Annotated in this window: 14 protein-coding genes; 2 read left to right on the top strand and 12 right to left on the bottom strand. The window is 45.2% G+C overall.

The genetic code is table 11. The features are described from left to right. Positions 1-91: 91 nt before the first annotated feature. Positions 92-448, bottom strand: coding sequence for a cupin domain-containing protein (locus tag DW039_RS04155; protein WP_005824807.1), 357 nt, complete (start codon positions 446-448; stop codon positions 92-94). Positions 449-647: 199 nt separating this feature from the next. On the opposite strand from DW039_RS04155, the gene DW039_RS04150 reads away from it, so the two are divergent. Next, on the top strand, positions 648-1,913 hold the full coding sequence (locus DW039_RS04150) for a S41 family peptidase (protein WP_008662200.1): 1,266 nt from the start codon (positions 648-650) through the stop codon (positions 1,911-1,913). Positions 1,914-1,998: 85 nt separating this feature from the next. Here DW039_RS04150 and DW039_RS04145 read toward each other — a convergent pair whose 3' ends face one another. From DW039_RS04145 to DW039_RS04135, 3 genes are all read right to left on the bottom strand, one after another. Next, complete coding sequence (locus tag DW039_RS04145) at positions 1,999-2,424, bottom strand: DUF3836 domain-containing protein (RefSeq protein WP_119957727.1); 426 nt, start codon at positions 2,422-2,424, stop codon at positions 1,999-2,001. 290 nt (positions 2,425-2,714) lie between these two features. Next, positions 2,715-3,581 carry a hypothetical protein gene (locus DW039_RS04140; protein WP_008662202.1) on the bottom strand — a complete coding sequence of 289 codons (867 nt, stop codon included), beginning with the start codon at positions 3,579-3,581 and terminating at the stop codon, positions 2,715-2,717. Between the two features lie 110 nt (positions 3,582-3,691). Then, on the bottom strand, positions 3,692-4,390 hold the full coding sequence (locus tag DW039_RS04135) for a response regulator transcription factor (protein WP_044467324.1): 699 nt from the start codon (positions 4,388-4,390) through the stop codon (positions 3,692-3,694). Between the two features lie 171 nt (positions 4,391-4,561). Here DW039_RS04135 and DW039_RS04130 point away from each other — a divergent pair, with 171 nt between their 5' ends. Further along, on the top strand, positions 4,562-5,035 hold the full coding sequence (locus DW039_RS04130; protein ID WP_229076117.1) for a metalloprotease family protein: 474 nt from the start codon (positions 4,562-4,564) through the stop codon (positions 5,033-5,035). Between the two features lie 2 nt (positions 5,036-5,037). Here the strand turns inward: DW039_RS04130 and DW039_RS04125 are convergent, their stop codons facing one another. From DW039_RS04125 to DW039_RS04095, 8 genes are all read right to left on the bottom strand, one after another. Continuing rightward, entirely contained in the window at positions 5,038-7,263 is a 2,226-nt protein-coding gene (locus tag DW039_RS04125) for a sensor histidine kinase KdpD (protein ID WP_057259000.1), read from the bottom strand. 136 nt (positions 7,264-7,399) lie between these two features. After that, the gene (locus DW039_RS04120) at positions 7,400-9,484 is read right to left on the bottom strand and encodes a DUF2961 domain-containing protein (protein WP_119957728.1); all 2,085 of its coding nucleotides are present in this window, start codon (positions 9,482-9,484) and stop codon (positions 7,400-7,402) included. A gap of 11 nt (positions 9,485-9,495) precedes the next feature. Continuing rightward, positions 9,496-12,957: a glycoside hydrolase family 38 C-terminal domain-containing protein gene (locus DW039_RS04115; RefSeq protein ID WP_243634888.1), complete on the bottom strand. Its 3,462-nt coding sequence runs from the start codon at positions 12,955-12,957 to the stop codon at positions 9,496-9,498. Between the two features lie 6 nt (positions 12,958-12,963). Further along, on the bottom strand, positions 12,964-13,107 hold the full coding sequence (locus DW039_RS21195; protein ID WP_005824785.1) for a hypothetical protein: 144 nt from the start codon (positions 13,105-13,107) through the stop codon (positions 12,964-12,966). 40 nt (positions 13,108-13,147) lie between these two features. After that, the gene (locus DW039_RS04110) at positions 13,148-14,320 is read right to left on the bottom strand and encodes a glycoside hydrolase family 76 protein (RefSeq protein WP_117703756.1); all 1,173 of its coding nucleotides are present in this window, start codon (positions 14,318-14,320) and stop codon (positions 13,148-13,150) included. 23 nt (positions 14,321-14,343) lie between these two features. Beyond that, on the bottom strand, positions 14,344-15,489 hold the full coding sequence (locus DW039_RS04105; protein ID WP_022400933.1) for a DUF4185 domain-containing protein: 1,146 nt from the start codon (positions 15,487-15,489) through the stop codon (positions 14,344-14,346). A gap of 22 nt (positions 15,490-15,511) precedes the next feature. Further along, on the bottom strand, positions 15,512-17,455 hold the full coding sequence (locus DW039_RS04100) for a glycoside hydrolase family 172 protein (protein ID WP_119957729.1): 1,944 nt from the start codon (positions 17,453-17,455) through the stop codon (positions 15,512-15,514). 116 nt (positions 17,456-17,571) lie between these two features. Next, positions 17,572-18,456 carry a hypothetical protein gene (locus tag DW039_RS04095; protein WP_034522918.1) on the bottom strand — a complete coding sequence of 295 codons (885 nt, stop codon included), beginning with the start codon at positions 18,454-18,456 and terminating at the stop codon, positions 17,572-17,574. Positions 18,457-18,476 lie beyond the last annotated feature (20 nt).

Below are 18,476 nucleotides of genomic sequence, written 5' to 3'. Positions count from 1 at the left end.
CAATAAATCACTGCACATCATATGACAATAGGGAATAGCCTGCACCACAGACCATCCCCTATCACCTTAATTTTACTTGTGTGACTTCCTCTTACTTCACCACACCGTCCGTCATCGTAAAGCCTTCCAGAGAGCCGGCTTTCACCTGAATACAAATCACACTGATGGCGCTGTCTGCCGCAGCCGACAATTGGCGTTCTCCTGCCGGAGCCACGCGAAGCCAGTCACCCGCCTGCAGTTCTACGGTTTCTCCGTCAACCACCATGGTGCCGCGTCCGGAGAGGACGGCATAAATTTCTTCATTTTGCTTGTGCGAATGCACAAAAGGTACTCCTGCACCAGCCGGCAAATTGCTGATAGATACTTCTGCACCAGTCAGATTCAATGAATCGTGCAACTCGACACGTGCCTCGCCTGCGGGCACATTTACTTTCTGATAGTTCTTCATAATCACTTCTCCTTAGTATGTTTTGATTTACGGCTGCAAAGTTAGCCAACTACCAGACATCGTACAAGAAGGCACTTGAAGCTCAGCTAGTTACCTCCATGTTACCATTATTGGCAAATAAGGAGTTAGAAAAATAAGATTAACGAAAATTATTACTATTTTTACCGAAAAAGCAAATATCGACTAAACTCTATAAAACATGAAGATTCTGAAAAAAATTTCAAAAGTAATAGTCATCGTAATGGCTGTACTGGCAACCATTTGGTGTGGTTTGTATGTTTATGCCAACTATTTCTATAATGACAAGCAGATTGATGTAGAAAACTTCTACATCGCGGAACTACCGTTACCCCCCTCGCAGTTTGAAGAAGATTTCAAAGAAATACACCAGATTGTCATGGAGAATTATTCATTATACCAAGCCAAGCATCTGAATATGGATTCATTGTATCAAGCTTGTGACGCCCGCGTTCGCCAGGCGCAGACCACCACAGACTACGGACTGATAGTGCAGGAATACATCTCTGCCTTACAATGCGCCCACGCCATTACCTGCTACAAGAGGTACACAGCCAATCAGCGCGTAGCCTTTATAGAGGATTCCTTGTTCGTTGACAAACCCAGTGACTATCTGACAGAATACGGCTTCCAGGACAAAGACCGAATTATAGCTATCAACGGACTCCCCTATAAACAATGGATTGAACAGAACGAAAAATATACCGAAGCATCTACCGTCCCCCACAGACGGCTCCGTACAGCCTATGATGCGTTCCGTAGTTATGCAGACACCCTAAGAAACTATACACTGCTGAGAGGGGGCGATACTCTGACCGTCACCCTTCCCTTGAAACAAAGGGACTATTTTCCGGATAACGAAGAACAAACTGTGGAGAGCAGGATATTACAAGACAGCATTGGTTACCTTACCATCAAAACCATGATGAACCCCGTCATGGAAGATTTCAAGGCGGTCTATCCCAAAGTCAAGGATTTACCATACCTCATTATAGACGTACGTAGAAACGGAGGAGGAAACAGCATGAATGGAGTAAACATCTGCAAGTACTTCATCCGCGAAACACAACCACACTGCGTCAGCAAGAACTACTTCATGCAGCCCGAAGCCGACGCCTATAAGGGTAAAATCTATCTGCTGACCGACACATATACGCTCTCTGCTGCCGAGAGCTTCACACTCGACATGAAGGAAAGCGGAAATGTCACCCTCATCGGCGAAGCTACCGGAGGGGATACCGGCAATGGCCCCCGTCCTTTCTGTACCAAACAGCGGACCTATTTCCGTATCCCTACCCGCCAGCCGGACGTCTCTTCTAAAGGTTTCCCCATGGAAGGTATAGGCATACCGCCCCATCATCAAGTATCCCAAACCGTAGCAGATTTCATGAAGGATGAAGATACAGTGCTGAATTATGCTGTCGGACTGATAACAGAGAAACAATAATACATTTCCTCAACGAAAAAGAGCCAAGTATCAAAGGTGTGTCACCTCACGATACTTGGCTCTTTTGTATTTGATATATTATCCTTTATTTGGTACTTGCCAACATCAAAGCCGCATTGCTGTCATTCAGTTCGTAAACGGTAGTTTGCGTATAGCTGTCGTAACCATTAGTTCTACTGTTCCAACGGGCATAGCTCAACTCAACTTCACTGTCAGTGTATTCAACATCCAGCTTGAAATAAGGCACCCAGGCTTCCTTTACGCTATCCCACTTGAAAGCTTCCTTGCTCGTCACACGGTTCTCACTGTCATAAGTGTAAGTGTAGCGGAGGTGACGGAAAAGGTGTCCGTCCTCATTGCGGAAGATAGTCTTGGCGGTCATCAGTTCTCCGGTCATCTCCTCGTTTTTCACATAATCGGCAGGAGTTGTCGCGCTTGCAGAAAAGTTCATTACACTTGCCATTACCACTGCCATCATTACCACTGCTTTTGAAAATATTGTTGCTTTCATAATCGTTATTTTTTATTGTTATTACTTCTTTCTCTGAGGAGGTTGTTGTTTCATAACCGCCTTCGCCTATATATAGTCAATCTGCGTGCCAAAGAATTAAATCACTGATTATCAAAGAATAACTATTTTATAGTAATGTCCATTTTCGGACAACTGTCCGCACAAAAACGAACAGCAAAACAAAAAATAAACGAAATATCATGAAAGTATTTCTACATTAGCAATAATATTATGTAACAGTAGTAAACTGTTTGATGATTGTCCCTACAAAAAGCTGATTTATACTTATCTTATCTCAATGGCGGCATCTGAAAACGTGGTGGGGCAATAGTCGCTCCGCCACTGCCCCCTCTATTATCAAAGACGGTGTTACGCAGAATCTCATACAAGATTCCACCTACATCCAGACTTAATTTAAACTTGTCGAAATTATAATAGGGAATCACAACGGGAACCGTCTCCCAACGACCGCGATAAGCATCGTAATAACGTTGTACTCCAACTTCCATACCAAAACGTTCGGACATATCCAGAGACATGGTGGCACCGTAGCGGTGGGTATCCATCCCGTAAGTATTTCCTATGGCATACGAACCGAAAACCTTAAAAGCTACACGGTCCGAAGCCTGATACCGCAAAGCTCCCGAAGTACTGAAAGCCTGCCCGGTGGAATGAATCATATTTATCTTCATGGCATCTACGCCAAGCTGGAGCGTCAGCCTTTGGTTAAAGGCATGCTGATATCCCAGGGAAGCATTGTTGAAACGTCCGATACCCGGTACGCTGGTCTGCCCACCGGAACCGAATAACATACCGTGAGGAAACTGTCTTAATACACCGCTTGTACTGTAATCTCCCCGAAATAGCAGGGAAGGATTGGTCTGATAAGGCAGACGAAGAGACTCTTTCAGTGAAAAATCGGGCAGGGAATAGGAGTGCTCCGGATGAAACATGGAAGAAGGGGCAGAGTTTTCAGAAGGAAGCTCAAAAGGAGAGAATAGAGATTCATTGAATTCCGGCTGTATCTGTATACTGTCACGAATGAAACGTACACTGTCTTCCTGCGCAAAAAGCAATTGCGGCACAAAAGCCAACAGCAGGCAGATTCCCAAACGGCCACCAAGACAAGAGATACTGACTTTCCGTTTTATACGCATATACCCTCCTTCTTTATATTCATATAATACTGCTATACAAAAATAACGAAAATAAACCAGAAGAACAGTACATGTACTGCTAAATTATTGCAATATAGAAGGATACATTATTAATTTTCTATCAGTATCAATCCTACTCCTTTCACTGTTTTAATGGTTACCGACTCGTCTTCCGAAAGAAATTTCCGAAGTCTCGTCACAAATACATCCAGGCTGCGGGAAGCAAAGTAATCATCTTCCGTATTCCAGAATTTATCCAAGATAGCTTCCCGGCGGATAACGTCTCCCCGCTTCTCACAAAGCATCTGCAACAAACCTGTCTCGCGCACAGTCAAAGTCTTGTTTACACCCGAAGCATGTTTCAAAGTGGCATGTGTGGCATCCAACACATATTCCTTGCCTATCTTGTAGCATTGACTCGTGTCTTTCGATTTTTCGCCTTTGGAAAGCTTCAATAAGGCGTGGACATGTGCATCCAGTTCTTCGGGAATGAACGGTTTCTTTATATAGTTATTGGCACCGATTTCATAACCTTTTACCACATCTTTAGGAGATATCAGGGCAGAGGAGAACAGAATCGGAGTTTCCCCATCTGTCTCGCGGATACGCTTCACCATCTCGTAACCGTTCATAACGGGCATTTCTATATCAGATACTATCACATCAGGATGTTGTTCTTTCCACTGTTTCAAGCCCTCCTCGCCATTGGCGGCAACAATCACTTCATAACCGCCTATCATATCTTCCAACCCGCCCTGAACTATATATCTCAAGCTTGCATCGTCTTCTACCAACAATAACTTTATCATAATGCGTTTATTATATATTGCAAAAATAAGGAAAAGAATGAATGCAACAGTCATATTGCTATAAAATAAACGAGGAAAACAACGCCTCTTAACCTAATATTAACGTAGCGATAACTTATGAAGCATGTGCCCCACTCTACCTTTGCAACATCAATACAAAAAATCCACACTATGAAAGCAGATATTTCAATAACAAAAAGCCGAAAAGGGACAGAGATAGTAGTTTCGGGCAAGAGGATTAATAAATACGGCATCATAGCTGCCATAGTATTTGCAGTACCAATGCTGATTCTGTTTCAGTCGATACATGGAGAAACAACCAGCCATCTATCGCTGGTCAGATTCTTCATGTGTATATTGGCAGCTGTCCTGGTAAATCTATTCCTACATAAACTGTTGTTCAGATTGTTTTCGCCGATACGCATGTGGCAATATCGCACCACATGCCTGCTGCCCTTCCTGCTACTGGGTATATTGCCCCTTATATATGGTATGACAAGTGGCAATTATGATGTCACACGATTTGGAATATTACTGGCTGTCATGAGTTTCGATGACCTTTACATCCTCTGGCAATTACGCTCATTCGGTGGAGGCTCCTATATTACTGACAAATCAGAAGGATTGAATTTCCACGTGTGGTAAATTTATACAGTCTCAATAGGAAAGTAGAGTGTAAATTCACTGAAGCACCCCTCTTCACTTTCCACTTCTACCCTGCCGCCATGTGCCAGCATCACCTGCTGTACATAATTCAGGCCCAGACCAAAACCTGCAGCACCGCCCCTTCCACTTCGCCCGACTGCTGCAGAACGTTCAAAACGGTTGAAGATAAGAGACTGGTCTTTTAAGGGAATACCCAATCCGTTGTCACACACCTTTATCTTGCAGAAGCCTTTCTCCGATTCGCAAATAATATCTATCTTTACCTCTTCATGGGAATATTTAATGGCATTGTCCAGCAGATTGCCCAACACTTCACGCAAACAGAAGGCATCGGCATACACCATTTCACAACGATGATAAACGGTCGTAAATTCTACCCTTTTGCTGGTTTTCAGAGAAATTTTGGCAATCATATCATCAAGTAAAGGCCGCAAAGGCACCTCTTCCTGATGGAGTTCCAAATGTCCCTCATCCAGCTTGGTAAGTACCAGTACACGATTGGAAAGGGTAAGCAGATGCTCACACTCTTCCATCATCGCCTGCCGGTATTTCTCTTCTTTTCCGGGCTTACCGGACAATTTGCCGCTATTCAGAATATGAGCTCCCATCAGGATGGAACTCAGAGGAGACTTCATGTCGTGTATCATAGCATAAGTAAAATCCTTCTGGAATTGCTCCAAATGCCGCTGTGTACGCAAAACTTTCACCTGGCCGAGAATACAGTCCAACACCACCAAAAACATCACCCAAAGAGGCAGAAACAGATACCATACGGAACTTATGACGTAGCGATACGGATTCTTCACCACACCTTGTATACAAAGGATGCTGTCCTCCTTCAACGGTATAAACCGGGAAGAAATATCCTGATATTTTGCCGAGGCATATCCTGCTTCCACCACTGTACTATCGGAGGGAGCGTAGTACTGGCGGATACCACTCTTATAGGTCATTCCCAAGGCTTCCAACCTGGAAGCAAAAGCAGAATCGAGGTACTGCACGGAGAGAGGAAATTCCATTCCGCTTTCATTGATGCTGCGCTGCATAATCAAAGCAGAGCGTAGTCGATAATTCAAATCGACCGGATTGTACATATGTACCACTCCAAAGCGGTTCACCTTATACTTCGACTGCTCTTTCTCCAGAAATTCCCTTTGCTCCTTTGCAAAAGGCGATTCAACACTCTCTTCCCATTCATCCTTTCCATCCCTATCAGTCTGTTCGTAGAGCAAAGAAAGGCGGCGTTTCAAGACCTCGTCATAAAAAGCCGCTTCAAAACAATCATTTACCTGATAGGCAGTTTCTTTGAAAGAAGCACGGTACAAATAGACAAACCAGACTACCATCAGCAGACAGCCGGCAATCAACCCGACAATCGAAAAGACTTTAAAAGAATATTGCTTGCGCACCTGCCGCTGCCGTTCGCTTTGCTTAGCTCCCGTAAGCGTATGTTCTGTCATGTCCAGCAAATGTTGCCCCGAGGCTTCTATATCTGCCCACCGGCTCTCCGATATCTGACTACGTACCTCACCTATCGGCAACCTCATCTTCTCTGCCAGCACATAAAAAGCAGACCGCTGCTTCTCAATATCATTACCTTGTTTAAGTATGGAATCCATTTGCCTGGCCCAACTGTACACCAGAAAAACAACCAAGAGAAGCGTAGGAAGGAACAAAAAGACTATATCCTTGACAAGCGGTATAAAAGGAGAAAACATGACAGCTTCAATGGCCTCTCCTTTCTTCTCATTCAACCAGGCTTTTTCCGAAAGAACAGACTTGAACCGTACATATACCGAACGCTTGCTTCTGTCCGTCGCAGGACGGATATTTACAGTCCGGTCTATATTTTTCCATTTCAGTTTCTTCTCTACCAACCTCGCCATCACATCTAATGGAATGGCGACATGATATACATCTTCGAGAAAGGAAGCTGCCTGCTGATAGTTTAAAAACATCTCATCTTCGAAAGACCTGATACTGTCTTTGGATAGATACGAGTAAAAAGGGATAGTCATGTCAGGAAACGGTAAATTATTAATCTCGTTGTCCACCGTTTCGATAAAAGCCAGACGGAAACATTCGTTCAGTGCGCGTTCCGCCTCTTTCTTGGTATTGTCGTAAGCATACATCATACCACCAATCTGCACCACAATTACCAGTAGCAGCCCTACAATAGAAAGGATATAGAGTGAACGAAGTTTCATCTTACCTATTATTTTGAGGACAAAGATAGCATTTTATCATAGAAAAAGAACTGATACAAAAAAGATAGCCTTGGACTTTTATTTATCCAAAGCTATCCATACAAGTACAATCCCTGCGATAGAGACGTCTACAGAATTATTTGCGAAGAGTCAACTTATCAATCCCAAAAAAACCGGTATCATGTCCCGGAGCCAGTGCAATCGACTCAATCTGCAACTCATTCTTTCCTTTTTTCAAATTGACCCGCCCAAGATTCACCAAAAGCAGAGACACTTCTCCATTGGTCAGACTGACTTCCGGAGTAATCACCTTATCATTTACACGAAGGGCAAATGTACCATAATCAGGCGCCACAGTGAACTGTATTTTCGCATAATAAGTTCCTTCCACTTCACTGTCAAAAACTAATGACAGCTTATCTCCCGGTTTAAACTCTTTCCAGTAGAGCTGCATACCCTCACTCCACAAGGGGTGGAAGTTGGTCTGCAATTCAACGGAGCCCGTATGCCCCGGACAAGGCTGCATGGCTTCGCCTTCCACAACCAGACTCATCCCTGAACCGAAAATATCTGACGGTTGGTTGGCAACCCGTTCGCGTACATCGCTCACAAAGGGTTTCGGCTGTATTTCGCCTCCGGGAAGCATATACCAGAAGGTTATCGGAGCATAATTAAGGTGTATATTCGACCAATCGAATAACTCCATGTCAAAGCGCAGGCTCCGGGTAAACGGAATCGCATCCAAACTACGAACACGGGTATTCTGCGCCAAACCTATGTGAGCATAACAACCATCTCCTATGGGTTGGGCAACAAAAGGATGGTTTATCCACGGTTCATAGCGCCCCCAGGCATAGCCATAATAATCTTCTGTACCCGTTCCAAAGTGTGACGGAAAGGTTTCACCGTCCACATACACCTTTTCATCTCCTTCTCCCCACCAACCCAAGTTGGGGTTATAGACAGTAACCGCATCTCCCACATACACGCCCCTACCTTTAAGATCGGCAAACGTAAGGTCCTGGGCAAACTCATCGCCCCGGGCATGGATATGCGTAAACTGCTGCCATGTGGTACCAAAGTGCATGGAGCGCTCATCCCACTGCCACTTTCCACTAACTGCAGCAGCCTTGGATATCTCCACCGGCTGTTCCCCATAATTGGTCAAGGTAATCGTACAGTTCCGCTCGAAAGGCATCACCCACCATGCACTCATCACATCATCCTGCACGGCCCGCGTATACCACGTACCAGTTGCAACGGGATAATAGCCTACCCCAAAAAACTCACCGACCGGAGCCCAGACAGTTGGTTCCCCATCAAAGGCAATGGACAAGACCGTAGAGCGAAGTGCTTGGCGACGGTCATCGGCATCAATCCGCATCGAAAGACGACGAATGGCACGAGAGCCGTCAATCGTAAAACTACGGCTTTCACCCGGAGCCAGAGAAGCCGCCAGATTGAGCGTACTTTCTCTTCCCGCAAGCGGAGTATCAATACCAGGTGTTCCTTCCAACAGCTTCTTATTGACAGCAGCTATCAGCCGGGCATTCTTCTTCAACTCTTTGGCCGAGAAAGAAATCACCTTGACCGGAGAAGTATAAGTGCGGTAATTGATAGCATAGTATACAATGGTCTTACTCTCAATTTTCCCCTCCGGAGTAATCTTCAAGTCCGGCGATTCGATAGTCACCTTGCACCGCTTGGCATAAGGTATGGGCAAATATAAATTATGCCCTCTTTCTTCCATCGGAGCCTCATCGGGTACTGAAGTTGAAAGAGGTTCTCCACAAAGGACTTGTCCGCTCAATATATCACGTACATTGCCTTCAATTACCGGTTTTTCCTCATTGTCTATGTAGATACGCAGAGTCCCTTGTCCCCGATTTATGCCGGAGAAAGTCATCCAGAAACGAACTATGGCACCGGGGCCTTCGGCATCCATCATCACATATTCCGTCCTCCCTCCGTTCTCTTCCTGGCGGATAAACTGTCCTTGGTCGAAATTACCAAACCAGGCACGCTTATCCGTCATGTTATGCGAACTACGGTCGTAGCTGCTGAACTGCTTACACGTATAGGCATTTTCGGGCCAACGCGCCAGCACGGAACGGTCTGTCATCTCATGCAACAATGTCTTAAGAGAGATAACCGGGTCGGCCATAGCCAAACCGCTATAGAGAAATATCAACTGAATTACAAAAACTAGTTTTTTCATCATAACCGATTATTTTAGTAAATCTCCATCTCATTGATGCGTAACACCTTTCCTCCTGCATGCTGCATAGGACGGGTTATCATCAAGCGTACATAGCGTACCTGCGCCGGAGTGTCAATCATACGTGATACGACATTCTGCCGGTTTCCATCTATATTGTCAAGTGTCTTCCATTCTTCAGTCTGGCTGTTTCTGCCTTGCAGGAAGCAAGCGGAAGTAATGTACCCTTTGTCCTCACGGCCTGCATTCACCAGTTTCCAACCGCTCACAGTTTTCGCCTCACCCAAATCAAAATCCACATAATTCAACGCACTTCCCACTTCACACCATTTGGTATCGACATCCCCGTCAACGATACGTTCGGGCTTCTCATTATCATTAAAATAGCCGGAATAGGCGATAATCTTCGCACCCTTCAACAGGTTTTCTTTTTCCACCTCCACACTGTTCAACTCCATCTCATTGTCACGGATGGCTGTATGGAACAAGCTAGTGGCAACCTGGACGGGTTTCAGAGTTTCCTCCACCAATGTGGCAGCAAAAAGAACAACCTTTTCACTCTTCGGAAGTATAAGGCTGGCAGCACCTGCCGGAATATCGACACCGAACTTGAACATATAGGTAAACTCATAGGCCTCATCGGCTGTAGGAGAGTGGCGGTGAGTTCCCACATAAGCCACTTCGGCATCCTTCAGATAACCTTTGGTATGTCCCGAATGTCCCCACTGTCCGACAAATCCGGTATAGGAAGGTACAATGACCTCACTCTTGTTCCCTCCGCACCGGAAAGTGGCGGCATAGTCCCCGTCCGTAGCGGCAGCCAGAAAATACAGTTTATTATACTTTTTACCTTCCGGTAGAACAATAGTATCACCATTGCACGTCATTCCGTTGGCGGCATCTTTCTCGCCGAGCTGGAAAGGAATTCCGTTTACAGTCAAGGATTCGGGCAACAGTTCTGCCGCAAACGAATAACCCGACTCAAAATCAGCTTCACCGCGGAACTCGTTGAATGAGGAACATTTATAGTTATAGGACAACGGTAAAGAGGCATACTGCAATTGATAAGCGTCCTCGCCCGATGACTTCAAACGTACCTTGAATGTCTTTATAGAATAAGGCTTTATACTTATAGACAGCCCGTTTCCACTAAATTCGGCCGAACCGATACTCTTTTCAGTGCCATCCGCTTCGCAGACACTGGCAATCTCGCCTGCAAAAGAAAGTACCGTATCCTGCACCTTCTCACCGCCCATCTCATAGACACGCACTACATACTCATCCGAGTTCTCGGCTTTCTTCAATGCCTTGATAATGACATTGCGGTTATTGGAAGAGACGAAAGAGAACTCCTTACCCAATGTACCCCTATGTTTATCGGTACGGAAAGCTTTCAGCTTCTGGTTCAATATCTCCGCCTTCTCCATGGTGACAGCCTTGTCAAGTCCGCCGGCATGACCCACCAGACTGTATGTAAAGCAATGATGCCCGAAGTCCTGGCGGTTCTGGTAAGCATAATCCTTGTCTGTTTCGGGGGTATGCAGCAGGGTCAGGCGGAGGGTGTTGTCGTCCGGCTTGTCCCAGCCGTATTTGCTGTCATTCAGGACAGACACGCCATAGTTTCCACTACGGTCAGTCAAATCGGCCCAATACTGTGCATAGACTTCGTAGGCAGTCTCCGTATTGTTGCCCCGCCTCACACTTCCAAGTCCCAAATCGTAGGTGGCTTCCGTATTTGCCATGTTCAAAGGAAATTCGGCCTTCAACAAAGCATTGGACAACTGCCAGTCCACCTCATTGTAAAAGTCTATGCGGTCGGCACGGCTACCCTCATACAAACGGATGTACTGCTTGAAGAGTGACTCTCCATAACGTTTCTCGATGCAGAGTGACTTGCGCAGCTCACCATCCTCCACCAGTGTCATCTTCACATCCTCTGTGATGGAAACCGGTTCCCGGTCTATGGTCTCCTTCAAGATTTCCCAAGCAGGCCACATGTAGGACTTGTTCTGCGTGAAAAGCGCCAAACGAATAGATTTACCGGGTTCCACCAGCTCTTTGCCATTCTTCTTGTCAAACAGTGAAATGATGTCTCCCTTCTTATCCAACGTTATCTTGTAAACAGAATTCTCTAATGTATTGGCATTCACAGATACCCGGGCGTCAGCCGACAGACCGGATGTGCGGACATCATATACCGCATAACCGGTAGCAGGCAAAACAGCTTCCATCAAGAGTCTGGCTTTACCATCGACATAGGACAGTAGTTGGGCGGCCACTTTCCGGCCATTCATATCATATACGGTAATCCCTTTCGGTTTCTTTGGCAAGGCAAGTTCCACCTCTGCCATATCGGCAACCTGGAATCCAAGCGCATTGTAAAGCACCACCGGTATCCCTTTCACCCTGGTATCCATCTTTCTTGCCACAGCGTCAATGGAGGAAGTAAGAATACCGGAGAACTGCTTGAGGGAAATCAACTCGTCATTCCATGAGAATTCATAAGCCCGCGGTATACTTGTTCCCGTAAGGTCATCATGGAACTGATGGAAAATGAAACGCTGCCAGTTCTCAGTCAATGCAGCTCCGGGATAGGAAGCTTGGTTCAGCCATTCGGCTACAACGGAGGAGCGTTCCGCTGCATCCCCCAAAAGATCATTCTGACGGTTGTACAGCTTCATGGCAGCCTGGGAAGTATAACATCCGGTACCGTGAACATCCATCAACAGTTCACCGTTGAACTTGGGCAGTTCCGGATGGCTTGCGTAAGGCTGGAAGTCTTTATATATCCGGTCACTCGTGGCACTGACAATCTGCAGCGGACCATTGCCTTGCAGGCCTTTCTCTATGGCACGTACAGACTCCAATGTAGGTGAACCACCTATGTCTCCCGTACCGTAATAGCGGTAGACCATGTGAAGCGGAGAGTGGGTAGTCAATTCCAACAAATTCTTGTTTTCCGACAAGTCTTCGTCCTCAAAACGCTGGTTATAATCATATCCATGAGCCATCATGATGGTAGAGCCGTCTATACCTTGCCATAGGCCGATAGTGAAAGGATATTTGTCGTTGCCGTAGAACGGCTTGTTGCGCCACTGCAACTTCTGAGAAGAGAAACCAATCAGTCCGCAATGGGACGTAATGGCAGGAAGTGTCCAGCCAAAACCGAAACAATCCGGCAAAAAGATGTCAGTGCTTTCCACACCAAATTCCTTCCGATAATAATTCTGACCAAGCATGATGTTACGAATCGCAGACTCTATGGAAGGAACCAGTGTATCAGTGGCATCCCAGCTGGCTCCGCTGATATGCCAACGGCCGCTCTCTATGAATTTCTTCATCTCTTCGTATTGCGCCGGATAATATTCCTTCATCCAGGCATACTTGACCGCACCTTCAAAATTAAAGATGTATTCCGGATACTGCTTCAGCAGAAACAAATTCTGACTGATCGTGTTCCATACATAATCCTTTATTGTGGTCTAGATATCCCAGTTCCACTGTGTGTCCAAATGTGCATCAGACACCATGTAGGCTTTCGGTCTTTGCGCCTGAGCACCATTCTGAGCATAGGTACCGCCACCCATTAGCAAGGCGGATACCAATACAGCAATCTGTCTTTTCATTTTCTGTTTATTTATTGTTTATTGTGTTTAAAGGTTTTATTTATTGCAGTTCGCTGATCTCGGCGAAAAGCTCAATCATACAGGCATTCTCCAGTAGACTCTTGAACTGCTCTTTTCTGTTTCCCGACCAATCATTACTAAACAAGCCATTCTCATCACGCGCATAGTTCCAAGCATAATCCGCATTCGCAATCATGGTCTTTATGTACGCCTCATTCCTATCAACCAGATATAGCGCCTTCAAACCTCTGAACAAGATTACATTAAACCAAGGAGTTGCCGGAAAGAATTTCATCTCTCCTGTTGCGATAGGCTGTACCTTCAGAAAGAAACGGCAGGCACCCTCGGCTGTCTGCTGCGCTTCCTTCAGGTAACGCTTCTCTCCAGTTACCTGATAGAGAAGTACACCGGCCTGAATCATCTGCCCGCTGTTATAAGTATATTTGGCCGGATCCACTTTTCCCTGCAAATTCTTGTTGTCCCAATATACAAAGTCAGAAGGGTCACAAAGATTGTCACGGGTCCATTGATAGGTCTTCTTAGCTTGCTCAAGGTATTTTGCATCCTTAGTCAACTTAAACAGCCTCATACAGAGAACAGTAGCCGGAGCATTCGAACAAGTGTTTTTTGATTCTTTCTTCTGTTCGCACCAATAGATTCCTCCCCCCAACTCTTCGGACCATCCGGAATAAATATAGTCATGCAGCTGGATGGCTTTTTCCAGATACTCCTTGTCACCAGTCTGTTCATAGTAATCACAGAAATCAATGGCCACCCAGTCATTGTCATCGTAATAACGATCATTATGACCTGCAAAAGCCGGATACGACTGGTAACAATGGGGAATCCGGGTAGAGTCCCAATAAAGGTCCAGTCCCGGCTTTATCTGCCGGTCCATCAGTTTTCTGTACTTCTTTTGCCCGGAAACCTTATACAAAGAGACACAACCGGATACCAAGGCTGAATAAGGCCACAAGAAAGAGACCTCCTGCTGGTTAACAACAGCGCCGGTATTGGCCGTATATGTAATTCTCTGCTCCGGGTTTCTTGGATAAGTTTCCGTCAGCAGGCCATACTTCTCCACTTTATAGAGAGTAAGTATCTGCTGAAGCAAAGAATCGGCTCGTTGCAGATAGATTTGTTTGCTTGTCTGTGCAGACAAGCAAACCGGTAACGAGAGAGCTATTAATAAAAATAAATTCCTAAGCTTCATATCCAATTCAAGTCAAGTGATTATTATTCCAGCTTCATATCGGCACACATCAGGAAAGCATTGTATGGCCCCCACATGGACATGATGAACCAAAGCTGGTCATCATTGTCTTTCAACGGATGTATGTAAGCGCAATACAAAGCTGGATATCTGTCCGCTTCCGCCAATACTTTCGGCTCGCTCCACTGGACGAGATCCTTCGATGTACAATAAAGAATGGCATGCCTTTTGGTCAAAGGAGTCTCGTCATGATTCGGATCATAATTATAAGTCAGAATCCAACGCTCAAACTTCTTGTGCCATATCAGCGACGCTTCTCCTACGGGACCTCTCAATACCGGAGTAGCGGCAGCCTCATTTCCACGTATCCACTCTTTACTTTCACCGTTCCAGTATTCATAGGCCTTCATATCCAGAAGATCTTTCTCAAGGAAACGCGCCAGATACGCAGCATCACCACGTCCGGCCTGTGTGCCGAGCATATAAATCCATCCGTCACATTTGGCATAAGCCACTTGCGAAAAATGACTGTCGGGAGAAAAAGTCACCTCTTCACGCCGCTCCCATGTCCGACCGTCATCATTGGAAGTATAGACAGAAGAAAAATTGGTAAGCCAGCGTCCATGAGGCGCTCCCCAATCATAGATGTTCATAATATGGACACAATCCGTTTTACCGGCCCGAATAGCACTCGTAGGGATGGAAGTCTGGTATACCTCCGGATTCGTCTTACCGCCCGCACATACCTCAAGCGCCTTACCATCGGCATCAAGCAGCATTGAATCTATTTTAAGACCGTCTGTAAGCTCTGTATCCGATGAAAAAGCCAGTACGTTGGAACGCCAGTTGGAACCATTGCCACCATTTTTATTCACGACAAAACCTTCTCCACTGGTATCTCCGAAAAACATGCCCACACGGTTTCCATCCATATGCCACATTAACCCCAAATCCGTTCCATATACATCAAAGTCAGGTCCGGTATTATTGGGATTCAGCAATGTATCTCCCGGCAAAGGATCACCCGTGACACGGGATATCATGCGTACATTATCAATACACAGCGTTTTTTCACTATCAGCATCCTTACAAGCCATATTGCCCGTCAAACTACAGGTAACAAGCCCGAACAGTAAAATTTGTTTAGTTCTCATTCTTATCAATTCCATATACAAGTACACATTCCCACATCTATTCCTTCATTCTTTCCAGGATAATCAGTCCCAGTTCAAACTGGTCCCCACCGTTATTATTTCTCACATGGAAAGTGACCGAATTGGTTTGTTCCGTCAAATTGATGTCTCCTACATGTACTCTGTCTTTAGACACTTCTTTGTCCTTCTTAGTAGAGATCCATCCGGACAGTTGCTTCTGGCGTTGCCAAACCTGGAAGTCGGCACCATTCGGTTTCTCAAAATAGTTTATCAGCACTTTATATTTTCCTTCGGGCACATCGTTCAGCATGATGCGCACTACTCCTCCATGCTGGGTGGTCATACGGATTCCACGCTCATTTGTTACCTGGACACCTCCACCAAGACTCAGCTGCATCAATTGAGGGAAATAAATATGTTCTGTCGGCTGATATACAGTGCGTAATTCAGCAGTAGGCTCTTCTCTGCCTTGCAATGGCTGGGCTGCATAGAAGAATCCAACAGATGTATAATCTACCGGGAAATTATTTTTTACTTCACCATGTTCCATTCCATGATAGATTTCCTTCTCATAGGACATTTTGTCGGCCAAGAAGAAACGGTATCCACCGGTTCTGGCCATCGGAAGTGAATAATCCAGACAACCATGGAGAGGGAGGCTGTTTCCTCTGTCCCAACGATCCAATAAAGCATACCAGCCACCGTTGTAATAGTCTTCGGAACCGGTGCCGTGCAGACGCATTTTATTATCTACGTAAGTGCTGTCGTCCCCTTCGAAGAACAAGGTCATTCCCGGACGCAGGCCTTGTGCCTGATGGATGGTTCCTACATAATGTCCTTTTCCTTTTTGTGCAGCAAACTTATGGAAAATGCCGAGAGGAGTTTTCTCTCTACGCCATACAGAATAGAACTTACCCTCTTCCTTCACATTACGCTTATTACTGTTATAGTACACTTTAACGTTTACAGAAATAGGAGATTGCTGAATACCTTCTCTCTTTTTATAAATCATCTTCATAGAAGCTGACTTGTCAAAAGGCATTGGCAGATAGCAGTAGTTGGAAGTACCTTGCTTACCCATTAAGATACTCCGCATTGCTCCTTTTCCATAGGCATATCCAAAAAAATCAGCAACGGGGGCATAAATAGCCTCCACCTTCTCATTATCCCATTTAGCTGAAAGAATCACATCTTTGTATAAACCTTCGAAAGATGTTCCGCCATCAATCGACATACCTACAATACGTCCCGGTTCTGCCATCTCAAAGAAAGAAACTTCTTCTCCCGGACTCAGTGTAAATACCTTTTCTTCCGTCTGTACACCAGCTGATTTTCCAAAGGTATAATTCGTTACAGCAGGAGACAAGTCAGCCCATATTCTATTCACCTCAGCCAACAAATCCTTATCCTGCTGTGAGAATTCACCGGTATAGGTTTCCACCTTCTTTTCCGGCAAGTTACGGTATTGTATCTGAATGAATTCCAATTTAGGTCCATCGAAAACAATTTTGCAGGACTTTTTGTACGTAATGGGCAGATAACAATAAAAACCACCGATTTCATTACCACAAACGGGCTTTGTAAACGGATAAACCTTACCGGAAAACAAATCCGAGAACTTTATTTTCAGACCGGGCTCTTTCTGTCCATCAAAATAGAAATAGAGCATATTGTCCGTCGGTGTAGGAGTCCAGATTCGGTTGATGACTCCGGGGCCTTCCATCTCAGCAATCACCAACTTATCACCTTCCTTACGAAGGAAAGAATAAGTACCCGCAAAACCATCATCATTGCCTCCGGTACGGTCGTAACTCGAGAACTGCTCCACATAAGAGCCAGTGCGATACTCCGGCAATTTATCCACTCTTTTCAATAACTCCAGCTCATCCGTCCATCTGTATGGGTTCTGAGCCACGGCATACGAGCCTGCCAATAGAATGGCAGACAAGAAAACAGAAACTTCTTTCAAATTAATTTTCATAAACTATTTTACTATATGTTTTTTAAAAAGGCAAGGAGAGAATGCCTGTTTAAACGGTATCTCTCCTCACTGACAGTATTATTTCAATAGAAAGGATTATGGTCTATAAAACCACATCAATTCTCCTCTTCTGAAAGTACCATGGTATTTACGCCAAAGAATTTGGCCCATTGTACATTGTTCGGGCCCGGTTTCATCTCGATATAAACAACACCTTCGTCATTAGGCTCAATACCCTTAATCTCTACCGTTCTATCGAAATTATCGTCATTAACCAAATAAGCAACGCCATCGTTCTTTCCGATTACATGGAACTCGGTTTCAGTTCCACGGTCATTGATGTGACCATAGAAACTGAACGTATATTTTGTTCCTTGAGAGAGACCTGTCACCTTAAATCCACTGAGCGGAATAGCAATACCGTCGCTGAAAAACATATCCTCAGAAGCTGTTTTTGGAAGACCCAAATTATTATTCAAACCGCGAGCCAATTCTCCGGAAAACGGTTTGTCCACCTCGATGCCGAAAGTAGTAGGACGACCTCTATGGTCGAGCATATTTACCAATCCGGGGTCTCTGGGATTCCTATAGTTGTTAAACGGAGCCGGAGAATCAATGACACCAAAGTCAATGTAACACGTCTTAGGAGTCTTGGTAACAGTCAAGTCACTAAAGTAGCACAACTTGCCATCGGCTGTCTCTACCTTGATAACCGTTTTTCCAACGGCAATAGGCGTAATGACGGCTGCGTTGTTTTCTACACCTTCAATGGTCGCTACATCGGAATCGAGCACGCTCCATTTCAACAGATAGGAATCACCCGCCAAAGTGTCAACGGAAGCGGTGACAGTGACATTCTCGTCAATCTCCACATAAACTGCCGATTGATCGATACGGACAAACTTACGATTGGACAAGTCCACCTCATTATCATCCGAGCAAGACATCAATGTGGTAAACGCTAACGCCATCGTACAAAAAATGAATTTTATTGATTTCATACTTGTTCTCTAATTATTTA

Origin of the sequence: Bacteroides sp. AF39-16AC, assembly GCF_003602735.1 — a bacterium.
GTDB lineage: Bacteria > Bacteroidota > Bacteroidia > Bacteroidales > Bacteroidaceae > Bacteroides > Bacteroides uniformis.
This window is presented reverse-complemented; position numbering and strand designations above follow the sequence as displayed.

Excerpts from the sequence above, each read along its gene's own strand:
- DW039_RS04155 (WP_005824807.1), bottom strand. The coding sequence starts at position 448 with ATGAAGAACTATCAGAAAGTAAATGTGCCCGCAGGCGAGGCACGTGTC.
- DW039_RS04150 (WP_008662200.1), top strand. The coding sequence starts at position 648 with ATGAAGATTCTGAAAAAAATTTCAAAAGTAATAGTCATCGTAATGGCT.
- DW039_RS04145 (WP_119957727.1), bottom strand. The coding sequence starts at position 2,424 with ATGAAAGCAACAATATTTTCAAAAGCAGTGGTAATGATGGCAGTGGTA.
- DW039_RS04140 (WP_008662202.1), bottom strand. The coding sequence starts at position 3,581 with ATGCGTATAAAACGGAAAGTCAGTATCTCTTGTCTTGGTGGCCGTTTG.
- DW039_RS04135 (WP_044467324.1), bottom strand. The coding sequence starts at position 4,390 with ATGATAAAGTTATTGTTGGTAGAAGACGATGCAAGCTTGAGATATATA.
- DW039_RS04130 (WP_229076117.1), top strand. The coding sequence starts at position 4,562 with ATGAAAGCAGATATTTCAATAACAAAAAGCCGAAAAGGGACAGAGATA.
- DW039_RS04125 (WP_057259000.1), bottom strand. The coding sequence starts at position 7,263 with ATGAAACTTCGTTCACTCTATATCCTTTCTATTGTAGGGCTGCTACTG.
- DW039_RS04120 (WP_119957728.1), bottom strand. The coding sequence starts at position 9,484 with ATGATGAAAAAACTAGTTTTTGTAATTCAGTTGATATTTCTCTATAGC.
- DW039_RS21195 (WP_005824785.1), bottom strand. The coding sequence starts at position 13,107 with ATGAAAAGACAGATTGCTGTATTGGTATCCGCCTTGCTAATGGGTGGC.
- DW039_RS04110 (WP_117703756.1), bottom strand. The coding sequence starts at position 14,320 with ATGAAGCTTAGGAATTTATTTTTATTAATAGCTCTCTCGTTACCGGTT.
- DW039_RS04105 (WP_022400933.1), bottom strand. The coding sequence starts at position 15,489 with ATGGAATTGATAAGAATGAGAACTAAACAAATTTTACTGTTCGGGCTT.
- DW039_RS04100 (WP_119957729.1), bottom strand. The coding sequence starts at position 17,455 with ATGAAAATTAATTTGAAAGAAGTTTCTGTTTTCTTGTCTGCCATTCTA.
- DW039_RS04095 (WP_034522918.1), bottom strand. The coding sequence starts at position 18,456 with ATGAAATCAATAAAATTCATTTTTTGTACGATGGCGTTAGCGTTTACC.